We start from the raw sequence: 13,547 nt of genomic DNA on the forward strand, positions 1-13,547 counted from the left end.
AACCTGCATTACCGCAGCCGTTCCAAATCCGCGGTCACCGCACCGAACACCTCGACGAGAACATTCGCCTGACGCGGGTTGACGTGTTTGGCGAACCAACGTTCGACCCCCCGGGCATGAAGCTGCCACGCTGATTGCAGCTCACCAAGCCCTCGCGGGGTCAGCTGGACTAACGTGGCCCGGCGATTGGCCGGATCCGGGTTACGCGCGACACGACCCGATCGTTCCAGGTTGTCAACTATCCGGGTGATCCCGCTGGCACTGTAGACCAGGGCCGTCGCCAGGTCCTTCATGTACAGGGCCTGCCCGGGCGCGCGGGACAACTGCACCAGGGTGTCCAAGGTGAGCAGGCTCATGCCACACTCGGCACGCAGCTCGGCATCGAGAGTGCGTTGCAACAACGCCGCCGAATGAATACACAGCTCCCAGGCTTGTTCCTGCTTGGGATCCAGCTCGCTGAGCCGAACACCCGCTCGCGAGCCGCCCTCATTGGTTCTGTTCACATGCAAATAGTAACAAGACTCACACTTGCATTCTCAATAGTTCACATACGTACAATACCGTCATCAAATTTTGGCCAGATAGTCACCTGGCCCAGGAGAGGAAGACATGGCGTACGTCATCACAGAACCTGACGCGTTCAGCACCGCCGCCACTGCCTTGGCGACTGCCGGCTCGGCCGTGGCGGCGCGAAATGCCACAGCGGCTGCCGTGACCACCGCGGTGATCCCCGCAGCCGCCGATGAGGTATCGACGCTGACCGCCCAGCGGTTCGGCGTTCACGGCGAGCGCTACCAGCAGGTCAGTGCTCAAGCTATGGCCATACACCAGGATTTCGTGGCGGTCCTGCTGGCCAGCGGCCGTTCGTATGCGGCGGCCGAGGCTGCCAACGCGATGCTAGCCCGCTGAAACCCAGGTTACTGGAATGAATTTCGGAGCATTGCCGCCCGAAGTGAACTCGGGGCGGATGTACTGCGGTCAAGGCGCGGGGCCGCTGCTGGCCGCGGCGGCCGCATGGGACGAGTTGGCCGCCGAGCTGCATTCGGCGGCCGACGCACACCGCTCGGCGATGATGGGACTGACCGCCATTTGGCAGGGTTGCGCGTCGACATCGATGGCGTCGGCGGCCGCACACGATGTGGGGTGGTTGAGCGCGACCGCTGCCGATGCCGAGCTAACGGCCACCCACGCCAGGGCTGCGGTGTCGGCGTACGAAGCGGCGTTCGCGGCCACTGTGCCGCCGCCGGTGATCGCAGCCAACCGCGCGCTGCTGGCAACGTTGGTCGCGACGAACATCTTGGGCCAAAACGGTCCGGCGATCGCCGCCACCGAAGCGCATTACGGCGAGATGTGGGCCCAGGACGCAGCCACCATGTACGCCTATGCGGCCTCGTCGGATACCGCGACGAGGCTGACTCCGTTCGTGCCGCCGCCGCGAACCACCAACACCGCCGGGCTGGCGTCGCACGCCGCCTCGGCCAGCCGGGCAGCCGGCGCGGAGACGCGGAAGATCGTGCACGCGGCCGTTGTGACCTTGCAGACGCTGAATATCAGTTCCACCGTCGTCTCGGTGCTGTCACTCCTGTGCTTCGTGCCCGGTGCGCTGCGCGACCTCATAATGCCCGCCGGCGTGACCGTGGGGATGGTCCCCACCCAGGGAGCAGCTGACGCGGTGAAAGTCGCCGGTACGGTGTCGGCCGGGCTCGGCCGGGCGGCCAGGGTCGGCGGGCTATCGGTGCCACCCAAGCCGGCCGGCGCGACGGCGGCGACGATGCCCGCTCCGCGAGCACTGGCCGGCAGCAGCGTCGACGCCCTGCCGGCTGTCAACTCGGTTGTACAACAGCCGGGCGTTGGAAGTGGGTTGGGCAGCCTGGTCAGCGGGATTCCCGGGAGTTCGAAGTCCCCGCAACAAGCCGGCAGCGTGGCTGTGCGAGACCTGTTGCGACTCAACGTCCTTCCGCAATCGCAGTACATCGGATAGTGCCATGATGGGATTCTGGGCGCAGTTTCGCAGCTTCAGCCGCCCAAGCCGCGTGCTCATGATCAATCAATTCGGGGCCAGCGTAGGCTTTTACATGCTGATGCCCTACCTGTCCAGCTATCTGGCCGGGACCCTTGGCCTGGCAGCGTGGGCTGTCGGCCTGGTGCTGGGTGTGCGCAACTTCAGCCAGCAGGGCATGTTTTTCGTGGGCGGTACGCTCGCCGATCGGCTCGGCTACAAACCGTTGATCGTGGCCGGTTGTCTGCTGCGCATAGGCGCGTTCGGTTTGTTGGCGGTCGCCCAGTCGCTTTCGACGTTGTTAATTGCTTCAGCGGCAACGGGTTTCGCTGGTGCGTTGTTCAATCCGGCGCTGCGGGCCTATCTCGCCACCGAAGCCGACGATCGCCGAATCGAAGCATTCGCCACCTTGAACATGTTCAACCGAGCGGGAATCTTCCTCGGCCCGCTAATCGGATTGGCCTTTGCGACATCGAACTTCCGGATGAGTGTACTGGCGGCTACGGTGATCTTCGCCGTCCTTGCCCTCGCACAACTCCTGGCGTTACCTGGGCACCGATTCGCAGATCCGGGTCCGGTCGCGCCGGCGAAGACGTCGATCATCTCGGACTGGCGGGCGGTCGCGGGCAATAGATCGTTCTTGCGGTTCGCCGCCACCATGACCGGCTCCTATCTGCTGTCCTCGCAGATTTATCTCATGCTTCCCGCGCAGGCTTCAGTGGTGGCGCCACACTCCCAAGCACAATTGGTGGCAGCGCTTTTCGGCACGTCAGGCCTGGTTGCGGTGGCCGGTCAGCTGCGCATCACCCGCTGGTTCTCGGCACGATGGCGGCCGGGCCGCAGTGTGTACATCGGGGTCGCGCTGATGGCGGCATCGTTTGCGCCGCTGGCCGCCATCCCCAACTCGCAGCGATTGGGCACTCCGGCGGCCGTCGCGGCGGTGCTTGCCGCGGCGGCCCTGCTCGCCGTCGCCTCCGCGGCGGTGTTTCCCTTCGAGATGCACATCGTGGTGTCGCTGTCCAGCGAACGGTTGGTGGCGACCCACTATGGCTTCTACAACACCATCATCGGAGTCGGGATCCTGGCCGGCAATTTCGCGATCGGAGCGCTGCTGGGCACCGAACACCGCCTGGACACCGACGAACTCGTGTGGGCCGCACTGATTCTCGTCGGACTAATCGCCGCGACGGGACTATACCGGCACGACGCAAAGATCAACGTGCCTGGCCGTGCCGTACCTGATTGAATGGCACCCCGCGGTCGGCGGCGTATTCCCGCGGGAAGTTCAGCACTCGCTCACCGATGACGTTGCGTGCCATCTCGGTTGTTCCGCCGCCGATGGCGACGGACTGCCGCGCGAGGTAGCGCAGTCCGGCCTGCAGGCCCTCGCCGGGTTGCCCCACCACACCGGCGGCTCCGGCGATCGCCAGCGCGGTGTCCATCTCACACATCACCGTCTCGGCGTGAAAGAGCCTGATCAGCGTTCCACCGGCAGGCGGCAGCGTGCCGTCGCTGACGCTGCGGTATACGTGCTCGATCAGCTGCTCGGCCACCGCGCGGTGCACCAACGCCCGGCCGGCCGTCTCCCGGACCCAATCGCTGTCGGCTCGGCCGGCCTGCCGCGCGAGTTCGGCGTAGTCGACCGGCGTCGTGTGACCGCCCTCGCTGCCACCGCCGCTGGCGAACTCCGAGCCCATCCCGACCGCCCGGCGCTCGTGATAGAGCTGTCGTGATGCCACGGCCCAGCCGTGGTTCACCTCGCCGACCACTGCATCCTCGCCGACGTCCACCCCGTCGAGGAATTCCTCACAGAACTCCGAAGAGCCGTTCACCTGCGTGATCCGGCGCAACGTGATTCCGGGGTGATCGATGGGCACCAGGAACATCGTCAGCCCCTCATGCTTGGGCACATCCCAGGCGGTGCGGGCCAGACAAAGTCCGTAGTCGGCGGCGAACGCGCTGGTGCTCCAGGTCTTGGCACCGTCGATCACCCATCTGTCACCGCGTCTCTCGGCCCGGGTCAGCACGCCCGCCAAATCCGATCCGCCGCTGGGCTCCGAGAGCAGTTGCACGAGCACCTCTTCTCCGCGCAACGCCGCCCCGATGTGAGTCTTCTTCTGCTCCTCGCCGGCGGTGTCGAGCAGCGTGGCACAGCAGATGGTGAATGTGGGGGTGTTCAGGATCAACGGCATCTCGTAGCACCGGGATTCCTCGTCGAACGCCCGCTGGTATTCGTACGGTAGACCCTGGCCGCCGTACTCGCGGGGGAAGCAGATCCCGGCGAATCCTCCTTCGTAGAGCCGCTTTTGCAGTTCTCGGGCCCGCTGCCAAGAGCGTTCTTGATCGCGAGGTGCCGCGGGCGGTGACATAGGGTCGACAGGTGGCATGTTGTCGGCCAGCCACGCTCGGGCCCGGGCAGCGAATTCCGCAACGGATTGGGTCGGCGTCATCGTGTCGCCTGCGCTTCGGCTTGCAGCGCGTACACCCGGCGATTGTGTTCCTCCGGCGTGCCGAACATGGCGCGGTACAAAGTAACTCGCCTCAGGTACAAGTGCAGGTCATGTTCCCAGGTGATGCCGATGCCGCCGTGCATCTGCACGCAACCCTGAACGATCTGTCCAGCCATTTCGCCGACATAGGACTTCGCAACACTGGCCTCCCGGCCCGCTGCCGCCGAGCGCGCGCCAACCGCTTTCACCGCGGCGGCCGTGGTGGCGCGGCAGGCCTCCAGCCACAGCTTCATGTCGGCGAACTTGTGTTTGAGCGCTTGGTAGGACGCCAGCGGACGTCCGAATGTGTGCCGATCCAGCGCCCATTGCACGGTGAAGTCGAAGACAGTTTGCAAGATGCCGACCACCTCGGCGCACTGCAGTACTTGAGCGATCTGACCTTGCCGATCGATCAGCCCGGTCGTCTCGGCGGCGGTGCCGACCGTCGCCGACTCAGCCACCACGACGCCGTCGAAATCCACCCTCGCGTACTGCTTGACCAAATCCAGCGACTGCTGAGGCACAATCCGCACCCCGGGCGCATCCGCCGGCACCAGGAATTGGCGGACCTCATCACCGCACCGCGCGACCACCAGCAACAGCGCGCTCTGGGCACCGGCTTCCACCCGGTCTTTGACGCCCTCGATGCGGTAGCCGGAGTCGACGCGTGTGGCCGTGACCGTCGGATCCAGCGGCGACCAACCCCGGCCCGGTTCGGAGACCGCCCACGAGGCCACCGCTTCGCCAGACATCAGGGACGCGATCACCGCGGCGTGCGCGCGCGGCTCGGCACAGTCGACCAACGCCGCAAGCACGGTGCTGACCGGATACAACGGCCCGGGTGCCACCGTCTTACCAAGCTGCTCGGCCACCATGGCCAGATCCTCGATGCCGTTGCCCGAAATGCTGCCGCCGCCCAACTCTTCGGGAACGAGCAGAGCCGTCCACCCCAGCTCAGCGGCCCGCCGCCACCACCGCGGGTCAAAGGACAGCCCCGCGGCATGCAACTCCCGGACATGGCGCAGCGAGGCTTCTTTTTGCAGAAATGCGTGGGTAGTGGAGGTAAAGAGTATGTTTTCGGGAGAGTCGACAGCGGTCATCATGCCGCCCGTACTCTCCTGGGCCGTCCTTCGCCGCCGCAAAGGACGTCGGTGGGAAAGCTCGGGTGGCTGATCATCCGCCTAATCGGTCCTCGCTGGAGCGGAGTTCGGTGGCGACTCTGATGTTAGCAATGGGCGATACCGTAAGAGATACCGGAGTTCAGTCGATAATGATGGCCACGGGCTGCAACCGCAATGGCTGACGCAACCGAACCGCGCTCGGGGTCGGCGAACTCGCAACCCGAGGTGAGGGCGTGGGCTGCACAAGCCGATGCCGCCGAGGAAGACGATGCCGAGTACAGCGACGCCGACTACGAGTACGTCGACTACGACGAGTTTGTCGCAGCTGACGACGACGAGACAGACGAAGTCGAAGGCCAGGACGCCGCCGAGGCGGCCGCGCCCCGAGGCCGGTCCTGGCGGTGGTTGCGGGTGCTGCTGGCCGGACTCGCCAAGGCCGCCGCGGTGGTCATCATCTGCGGCTTCGCCGCGCTCAGCGGAATCATGGTATGGCAGCACCACCAGACCGCGCAGCGTCACGAACGCGCCGAGGCGTTCGCCGACGGGGCCAAAAAGGGCATCGTCAATATGATTTCCCTGGACTTCCGGAAGGCCAAGGAGGACGTGCAGCGGGTGATCGACAGTTCCACGGGCGAGTTCAAAGACGAATTCCAGCAGCGGGCAGCCGATTTCACCAAGGTTGTCGAGCAGTCCAAAGTCGTGACGGAAGGATCGGTCACCGCCACAGCCGTCGAATCCATGGACGGGAACACCGCTTTGGTGCTCGTCTCGGCGACATCGCGGGTCACCAACGGCGGAAACGGCAAAGAGGAACCACGTGAGTGGCGGCTGAAGGTGACCGTGACCGAGGAGGACGGGCAGTACAAGATGTCGAAGGTCGAGTTCGTACCGTGACCGATCATGTGCGTGACGTCGGCGGCGCCGCCGAGAGCGAATTCGACGATTCAGCGACGTCGGTGATCCCGGCGACGGACGAGTGGGACGACGAAGCATCGGGTGACGACTCCCCCGCACCGGCGCGTGGGTGGGCGCAGGACTTATGGCGCAGAAAGATCAATCTGAAACCGGTTCCGGTGATTTTGATCGTCCTCATTCTGATCTCCGGCGGCATCACCGCCTGGCTGTACGCCAAGCTGTACCGGCCCGATCAGCAGGTCGGCCCCAGCGTCGCACGCGCTGCGGTCAGCGCGGCCTCCGACGGCACCGTCGCGCTGCTGTCCTATTCGTCCGACACCCTCGACAAGGACATCGCCGCCGCCAGGACACATCTCGGCGGGGATTTCCTGGACTACTACAACCAATTCACGCAACAGTTCGTAGTTCCGGGGGCCAAGCAGAAAGCGCTGAAGACCACCGCCAAGGTGATGCGCGCCGCGGTGTCGGAGCTGCATCCGGGTTCGGCTGTCGTACTGGTTTTCGTCGACCAGAGCACCACCACCAAGGACAACCCCGAACCGACCATCAAGCCCAGCAGCGTGCTGGTGAGCGTGACCCAGGTCAACGGCAAGTGGCTGATCACCAAATTCAACCCGGTCTAGGTCGGGTCCGTTCGGTTCAGGTGGCGAAGGCTCGCCGCAGCGTCTGAGCATGCAGCGCGCGGTTCTCCTGGGAGACCACCCACTCGGTGACGACGGAGTCGAAGCCGTGGAACGTCGCCGCGAAGACGTGCAGTTCGGTATGGACGTACGCGTGCAGCAGACGATTCGCGTAATCAATGGCCTCGTCGCGGCAGGGGTCGATCTCCGAGCAGCTGATGAACGTCGGCGGCAGGCCTTCCAGATTCGCCCGGTGCGCCGGAACGTGCTGACGATTCGCTGTGGTGTGGCCCAGGTAATGGGCCCAGGCCCGCGACACCGCCTGACCGTTGAGACCGGGGGTGCGCTGAAACTCCCGCCGCGACGGCGTGGCGTCGGAGTCGAGCATCGGCTGATGCAGAATCTGCACCAGGATCGGCGGGCCTTCCTCGTCGAACATGCGCTGAGCCAATCCGGCCACCAGTGCCGCACCGGCGTCGCGGCCCATCACCGCCAGCCGACGGGCATCGGCGTCCAGTTCGGCGCAGTTGTCGACCGCATAACGCAGACTCGCCTCGACATCATCGAGGGCCGCCGGACACGCATGCTCCGGTGCCAGCCGGTAGTCGACCGACACGACCAGGCAGTCGGCCGCGCGAGCCAGCTCCACGCAGTGCCCGTGGTCGGTGTCGAGGTTGCCGGTGACGAATCCGCCGCCGTGGGCGTAGATCACAATCGGCGCGGTTGACCCGCCGCCACCCCGATACAGCCGCAACCGCAGCTGTCCGCCGTCTGGACCGGCAATGTATCGCGATTCGATGCTCACCCCGCCCAGGCCCGCGGCCTCGACGGCCGCGGCCCGCTCGGCGGCGGCCCGGTTGGCTTGCTGGCGCTCGGCGCTCAACGTCTCGGCGCTGAATTCGACGATCCCCAGCGCCGCGGCGTTGTCTCGCAGTGCCGGGTCGATACGGCTAAGGCCTTGCGGCCGTGTGAGATTCGTTTGAGTCATGATGACTCGACCCCTGGCTCAGCGCCGACGACATCGTCGCGGAGCGGTTCTCCGGGCAGGGACTTGACGGTCCCGGGCAGCCGATAGAGCGCGGTCGCGTTGCCGCGCATGATCCGCTCCCGCTGGTCGCGGGGGAACCGGTTGATCGCATACGCCGGAGAGTCGTAGCTCCAATGCGGGTAGTCCGTCGAGAACATCAGATTGTCGCCCAGGTCCATCATGTCCAGATACGCGCGAAACTTTACGGTGTCGGCGTCCTCGAGCGGCTGGGTGGTGAACCGGACGTGTTCGCGCACATACTCCGACGGGCGGCGGCGCACAGGCGGCAGGTCGCCGCGACGGGCCTGCCATATCCGGTCCATCCGCGACATCACCGGCATCGCCCAGGTGAAGCCACCTTCGATGAATACCACCCGCAGGTCCGGATGGCGATCGAACGCGCCGTCGAACACCAGGCTCATCAGGTGCGAGACGTACAACAGCGGCCAGGACGCGAAGAAGTCGTGCCAGTGCGCGGGGTTTCCCACCGGATACACCGGGATCAGCTCGAACGGCGTCTGCCCCATCAGATGCGTGGCCACCGGCAGTCCATGGCGCGCCGCCGCCCGGTAAAGGGGATCGAAATGCGGACTGCCGAACGGTATTCCGCGTGTCTGCGGGGTCATCAGCACCTGCACCAGATACGGATGACCGGCCCAGCGCTCGACCTCGCGGGCCGCCTGATCCGGTGTCTGGGCGCTGACGCTGATCGACCCGCGCCAGCGGCCGTGCCCGTTGTGCTTGTCCAGCCAGACGTCGGCCAGCCAGTCGTTGTAGGTCGACTTCAGCACATGTTCGGCCTGCGGCAATTGCGCATCACACATCGGCTCCAACGAGGCGATGCTGACGCCGGCTTCCACCAGCAACTGCTTGGCGGCGAAATCCGGGTCGCTGCCGGCGAACCCGCCACCCGGCGGGGCGGCGTCCAGCCGCAACGACATCGTCTTGTAGGAGTCCGGGGTGTCGTAGAAGTGCGGCACCGGAGTGACCGCATTTCCGGTCGGCCAGATCTTGTCCACCCATTCGGCCGGCGCGTAGGACTTGAGCACGTCGGTCGAGACCGGCAGTGGGTGGACGTCGGTGTCGACGACGGTGACCGCTATTTCTCGCTGTTGCGCGCCGGCGTCGGCGCGTTCGGTCGTGGTCATGGCACGCTGCTTTCCACTGTCAGCCCGTAAAGCTCACCGGCGTTGCGCCACAAGACTTTCTCGCGCTGTAGCGCGTCCAGACCGGCGACTGCCATGGCGGGCGGCGAGGTGGACCATTGCGGGTAGCTCGAGCCATACATCACCAGGTCGGCCTTGTCGGAGAAGTCCATCCAGCGCTGCATCTGCCCGGCATCGACGGGTCCGTCGAACGCCGACGAGCAGAACCGGACATGAGCGGGCAGGTATTCGCTCGGATAGCGCTCCACCCAGGGCGTCTGGTCACGCATCGACAGCCAGAAGGTGTCCAGCCGCCACATCAGCGGGGTGAGGATGTCGTATCCGCCGTCGGCGAACACGAAGGTGAGGCCGGGGTGCCGGGCGAAGACGCCCTCGACGATGAGCGTGGCCAGGTGCACGAAGTAGTTCAACGGCATGAAGGCCGCATAGCCGGGATAGGTGTGCGCGTGCCCGGCGAATGTCGGCGGATAGTCGACGCCGTTGCCGCCGTTGATGTGCACCGCCACCGGTAGGCCGTGGGCCGCGGCGGCCTCCCAGATGGGCTCGAACACCGGCTTGCCGTACGGCTCGCGCGACTGCATCGGGACCCCCACCTGAACCAGCTTGGGATGACCGGCGAGTCGTTCGATCTCGGCGACGGCGCCCTTGGGGTCCTCCGGATTGACCCGGATGGTTCCCCGGAATCGGTTGGTGGGATCGGGATCTAGCCACCGGTCGAGAAGCCAGTCGTTGATCGCGGCACAGATGCAGCTGTTGAGCAGGTAGTCGGCGATGTTACCCCGGGTCAGCGGGTTGAGGATGGCGTAGTCGACACCGGCGTCGCCGAAAAGATGCCGGCTGACGGTCTCGGGATCCGAGCCCGGGTAATGCTTTCCATACAGGTCCGGCCGGTAGTCACCGCCGGGAGCCTGGTACCACTGCTGTTCGACGTCGGGGATCGACCGCAGTTGATGGGCAGCGGGCAGATAACGCCGTATCTCCGCGTTGTGGCGGAAATGGGGCTGCACGTTGGTGTCAATGCAGGCGGCGGCGAACCGGCTCATGCGGTCAGGTACACCTTCCCGTCGGCGACGTCGACGCGATAGGTGCGCACGCGACGTCGTGGATCGGCGACGTTGCGACCGGTGATGACGTCGAATTCCCAATTGTGCCAAGGGCATCGCACGATCTGCCCGTCACGTACCCGGCGCAGCCGTCCGGGTTCGCCGGGGACCGACTCGTTGGTGCCGCCGATCAAGCCGAGGCATAATGGGGCGCCCTCGTGTGAACAGTAATTGGCGATGGCATACAGCGCACCGCCGACGTTGTAGACACCCACGCCGAACTTCCCGGCGTCGACCAGCCTCATCGTGCCCGGCGGCAGCTCGTCGATCGAGCACACGAGGCGCCGTTGCAGCACTGGTGTACCCCGCCTTCTGCCCGGTACGGCACCCACCACCACCACCTGGCTTCGTTGCTATCTATACTATAATAGCGACATTCCGTACCAGGAGGAGCGCTGATGACGCTGCGCACCAACTCCGACGGCCACGCCGTCACCCCCACGCTTGATACCACCGGCCAGACCAGCCCCTACCCGTTCTTCGAGTACATGCGCCGCACCGACCCGGTGTGGCACGGCGCCCTCATGGACCACGAACAGATGCCCGAAGAACTGCGGCCCAACGACGAATGGGTGTTGTTCGGCTACGACGGCGTGTTTCAAGCCTTTCGCGACGACCGCATCTTCACTTCGGCCAACTACGACAAGACCATTGGATTGGTCATGGGCCACACCATTTTGGCGATGGGCGGCAAAGAGCACCACGACCATCGCAGCCTGGTGGCCAAGGCTTTCCGGGCCACCGCGCTGGAACGCTGGGAACCGTCGGTCATCGGGCCGGTCTGCGACCAGCTGATCGACGAGATCAAGCATGACGGTCACGCCGATCTCGTGAAGGCGCTGACGTTCGAGTTTCCGACGCGGATCATTGCGACACTGCTGGGGCTGCCCCGGGAGGACCTCGACCTGTTCCGGCGGCTGTCACTCGACCTGATCTCGATCCCGACCGACATCATGGCCGGGTTGACCGCGGCGGCCGAGCTGCACGCGTACTTTCTCGACCAGGTCGAACAGCGGCGGCGCAAACTCACCAACGACATCATCGGTGACCTGGTCGCTGCCGAGATCGACGGCGAAAGGCTCACCGACGAGGCCATCATCGCGTTCTTGCGCCTGCTGCTGCCGGCCGGGCTGGAGACCACGTACCGGTCCTCGGGAAACCTGTTGTACCTGCTGCTGACTCATCCCGAGCAGTTGGCGATGGTCCGCCGGGACCTCTCGTTGATACCCACCGCCATCGAAGAGGGCCTACGCGTGGAAACCCCGTTGACCATGGTCATGCGGACCACCACCGAGGATGTCGAAATCGGCGGCAAGACAATTCCGGCCGATGCACAGATCGACCTGTGCATGGGTTCGGCCAACCGCGACGAAACCCGCTGGACCGACCCCGACACATTCGACATACGACGCCCGCGGCACGCACACATCGCCTTCGCGGGCGGCATCCACATGTGCCTGGGCATGCATCTGGCCCGGCTGGAGACGCGGGTGATGCTCAACAGCCTGCTCGACCGGATCACGGACCTGACTTTCGTCCCCGACGACGGCACCGGTGAGGAATCCAGGATCGTCGGGCTGACGTTCCGGTCGCCCAACAAGCTTCCGGTCACGTTCACCCCGGCCGCGTGAGGAGCCGGGCGGCGATCCCGCATGACGTCGTGGGCGTTGGTTCGTCGAAGAATTCGAGTTCGACCCACCCGCGCCGGCGAGGTCCTGGCCGAGATGGCTTGACGCCCGGCACTACCTCCCGACGACATCAACACCGCCTACATCGAATTGCGCAACGGTAAAATCATCGGCGGCATAATCGATTTCGGTGTCCGCTAAGCCTTCTTGGCGTTCTCCCGCTGGTCTCGGAGTTCTCTCAGTCGCTTGAGACGCATCAGCCGCTCGACTTGGCCGTAGGCGTCGATCGGGCTGTGCAGGGCCAGGCCCCCGTCGGCGTGCACCACCTGCCCGGTCACCCACGGCAGTTCCAGTACACCGACGATAGCCGCGGCCACATCACTGACCTCGCCGAGCCGGCCCAGGGCCGTCCGCCTGGACAACCCGTCCACCCAGCCGGGCCAGGCTTCCGGGTTGGGCAGCATCGGGGTTCGTGTGACACCTGGTCCGACGGCGTTGACCCGGATGTCATGGGTGCCCCACTCCACCGCGGCGACCTTCACCAGCATGTCCACCCCGGCCTTGGACACGCAGTAGGCGCCCATATCGCGGTCGGCGACGGTGCCGCTGATGCTGGAGACCGCAACGATCGAACCTCCCACTCCGGCATCGATCATGGCTTGCGCGGCGGCGCGGATGGTCAGCCAGGTGCCCGTGAGGTTGACCCCCAAGACACGTTCCCATTCCGCGGGTGTTTGTTTCAGCAACAGACCGGACGATCCGACGCCGGCGGAGGTGACCACCCGGGTGGGCACCCCGTGCTCGCGCACGGTTTGTGCCATCGCGGCCGCCACCGCGTCGGGGTCGCTGACATCGCAGATGACGTCGGCATCGGACAAATCCCATACGACGACGTCGTGGCCCGCGTCGTGCAGCCGTGCGACGACTTCAAGTCCGATCCCGGAGGAGCCGCCGGTCACCAGGGCGGTTGCAGCGCTCATGCCACGGGTCCGATCAGCTCGACCAGAACGCCGTCCGGCGCGGTGACGACCGCCATCGGGACGGTCTTGCCTGCCGGAGCCGGCATGCTGATCCGCCGCACCCCGTCGGCGAAACCCAGAGCCGCCAGCGCGGACAACGTCGCGTCGACGTCGCGCTGCAACGACAGCAGAAAGAAGCCGTGCCGCGGCGCGTGAGCCGCCGGTAGCGCCTCATCGGCACCGAACAGCTCCACCAGTTCGACGATCCCGCAACCGGGTGTCTGCGGATCACCCAGAAAAATCGAACGCAGTCGATCGGTCTTGGCGCCGAACAATTCTAGCCAATTACCGGTGAAAGTATGGTCGAACAATTCGGTCAACCCGAGACCGTCCCGCCAGAATCGCAGCGAACTTTCGACATTGGCGGTGCAGATCGCGGCGTGATGAACACCTAGCACGAAATTCAATGTTAGCTGGCGGCATTTCAGCCATTAAGGCGGGACGGCGCCCGGAGCTCATT

The 13,547-nt window shown here is 65.4% G+C and carries 15 protein-coding genes; 6 read left to right on the forward strand and 9 right to left on the reverse strand.

Features of this window, described 5'->3' with window-relative positions; translation table 11 throughout:
- Window positions 1–8: 8 nt before the first annotated feature.
- Window positions 9–503 (reverse strand): MarR family winged helix-turn-helix transcriptional regulator, encoded by a 495-nt coding sequence (locus EET10_RS19705; protein ID WP_244602021.1) that lies wholly within the window; start codon window positions 501–503, stop codon window positions 9–11.
- Between the two features lie 106 nt (window positions 504–609).
- Between EET10_RS19705 and EET10_RS19710 the strand changes: the two genes are divergently transcribed.
- From EET10_RS19710 to EET10_RS19720, 3 genes are read left to right on the forward strand one after another with little or no spacing between them, the layout of a single operon-like run.
- Window positions 610–909 carry a PE family protein gene (locus tag EET10_RS19710; RefSeq protein ID WP_036400209.1) on the forward strand — a complete coding sequence of 100 codons (300 nt, stop codon included), beginning with the start codon at window positions 610–612 and terminating at the stop codon, window positions 907–909.
- A gap of 16 nt (window positions 910–925) precedes the next feature.
- A complete protein-coding gene (locus tag EET10_RS19715; RefSeq protein ID WP_051490306.1) occupies window positions 926–1,981 on the forward strand; it encodes a PPE family protein in 1,056 nt (351 codons plus the stop codon).
- 7 nt (window positions 1,982–1,988) lie between these two features.
- Window positions 1,989–3,245, forward strand: a complete 1,257-nt coding sequence (locus EET10_RS19720; RefSeq protein WP_063467281.1) for an MFS transporter — start codon at window positions 1,989–1,991, stop codon at window positions 3,243–3,245.
- Here the strand turns inward: EET10_RS19720 and EET10_RS19725 are convergent.
- Together EET10_RS19725 and EET10_RS19730 are read right to left on the reverse strand one after the other, a co-directional pair.
- Window positions 3,214–4,449 carry an acyl-CoA dehydrogenase family protein gene (locus tag EET10_RS19725; protein WP_063467263.1) on the reverse strand — a complete coding sequence of 412 codons (1,236 nt, stop codon included), beginning with the start codon at window positions 4,447–4,449 and terminating at the stop codon, window positions 3,214–3,216. The two genes, EET10_RS19720 and EET10_RS19725, sit on opposite strands and share 32 nt — an antisense overlap.
- Window positions 4,446–5,588: an acyl-CoA dehydrogenase family protein gene (locus EET10_RS19730; RefSeq protein WP_036400716.1), complete on the reverse strand. Its 1,143-nt coding sequence runs from the start codon at window positions 5,586–5,588 to the stop codon at window positions 4,446–4,448. The genes EET10_RS19725 and EET10_RS19730 overlap by 4 nt, the downstream gene beginning before the upstream one ends.
- 195 nt (window positions 5,589–5,783) lie before the next feature.
- On the opposite strand from EET10_RS19730, the gene EET10_RS19735 reads away from it, so the two are divergent.
- A complete protein-coding gene (locus tag EET10_RS19735) occupies window positions 5,784–6,503 on the forward strand; it encodes a hypothetical protein (protein ID WP_063467264.1) in 720 nt (239 codons plus the stop codon).
- 62 nt (window positions 6,504–6,565) lie between these two features.
- Window positions 6,566–7,147, forward strand: coding sequence for a hypothetical protein (locus tag EET10_RS19740; protein WP_423793598.1), 582 nt, complete (start codon window positions 6,566–6,568; stop codon window positions 7,145–7,147).
- Between the two features lie 16 nt (window positions 7,148–7,163).
- On the opposite strand, the gene EET10_RS19745 is transcribed toward EET10_RS19740, so the two are convergent.
- The 4 genes from EET10_RS19745 to EET10_RS19760 are packed head-to-tail and all read right to left on the reverse strand — an operon-like array spanning window position 7,164 to window position 10,736.
- On the reverse strand, window positions 7,164–8,132 hold the full coding sequence (locus tag EET10_RS19745) for an alpha/beta hydrolase (protein WP_036400213.1): 969 nt from the start codon (window positions 8,130–8,132) through the stop codon (window positions 7,164–7,166).
- Entirely contained in the window at window positions 8,129–9,319 is a 1,191-nt protein-coding gene (locus EET10_RS19750; protein ID WP_036400215.1) for an amidohydrolase family protein, read from the reverse strand. The genes EET10_RS19745 and EET10_RS19750 overlap by 4 nt, the downstream gene beginning before the upstream one ends.
- Complete coding sequence (locus tag EET10_RS19755; RefSeq protein WP_036400218.1) at window positions 9,316–10,380, reverse strand: amidohydrolase family protein; 1,065 nt, start codon at window positions 10,378–10,380, stop codon at window positions 9,316–9,318. The genes EET10_RS19750 and EET10_RS19755 overlap by 4 nt, the downstream gene beginning before the upstream one ends.
- Window positions 10,377–10,736, reverse strand: a complete 360-nt coding sequence (locus EET10_RS19760; RefSeq protein WP_036400221.1) for a Rieske (2Fe-2S) protein — start codon at window positions 10,734–10,736, stop codon at window positions 10,377–10,379. The genes EET10_RS19755 and EET10_RS19760 overlap by 4 nt, the downstream gene beginning before the upstream one ends.
- Before the next feature lie 102 nt (window positions 10,737–10,838).
- Here EET10_RS19760 and EET10_RS19765 point away from each other — a divergent pair, with 102 nt between their 5' ends.
- Window positions 10,839–12,071, forward strand: a complete 1,233-nt coding sequence (locus tag EET10_RS19765) for a cytochrome P450 (protein WP_122502424.1) — start codon at window positions 10,839–10,841, stop codon at window positions 12,069–12,071.
- A gap of 194 nt (window positions 12,072–12,265) precedes the next feature.
- Here EET10_RS19765 and EET10_RS19770 read toward each other — a convergent pair whose 3' ends face one another.
- Both EET10_RS19770 and EET10_RS19775 read right to left on the reverse strand, forming a co-directional pair.
- Complete coding sequence (locus EET10_RS19770) at window positions 12,266–13,048, reverse strand: SDR family NAD(P)-dependent oxidoreductase (RefSeq protein ID WP_036400224.1); 783 nt, start codon at window positions 13,046–13,048, stop codon at window positions 12,266–12,268.
- Window positions 13,045–13,485 carry a VOC family protein gene (locus tag EET10_RS19775; RefSeq protein ID WP_036400227.1) on the reverse strand — a complete coding sequence of 147 codons (441 nt, stop codon included), beginning with the start codon at window positions 13,483–13,485 and terminating at the stop codon, window positions 13,045–13,047. Before EET10_RS19775 ends, EET10_RS19770 begins: the two co-directional genes overlap by 4 nt.
- Window positions 13,486–13,547 lie beyond the last annotated feature (62 nt).

It is taken from the genome of Mycobacterium pseudokansasii, assembly GCF_900566075.1.
GTDB classification, from domain to species: domain Bacteria; phylum Actinomycetota; class Actinomycetes; order Mycobacteriales; family Mycobacteriaceae; genus Mycobacterium; species Mycobacterium pseudokansasii.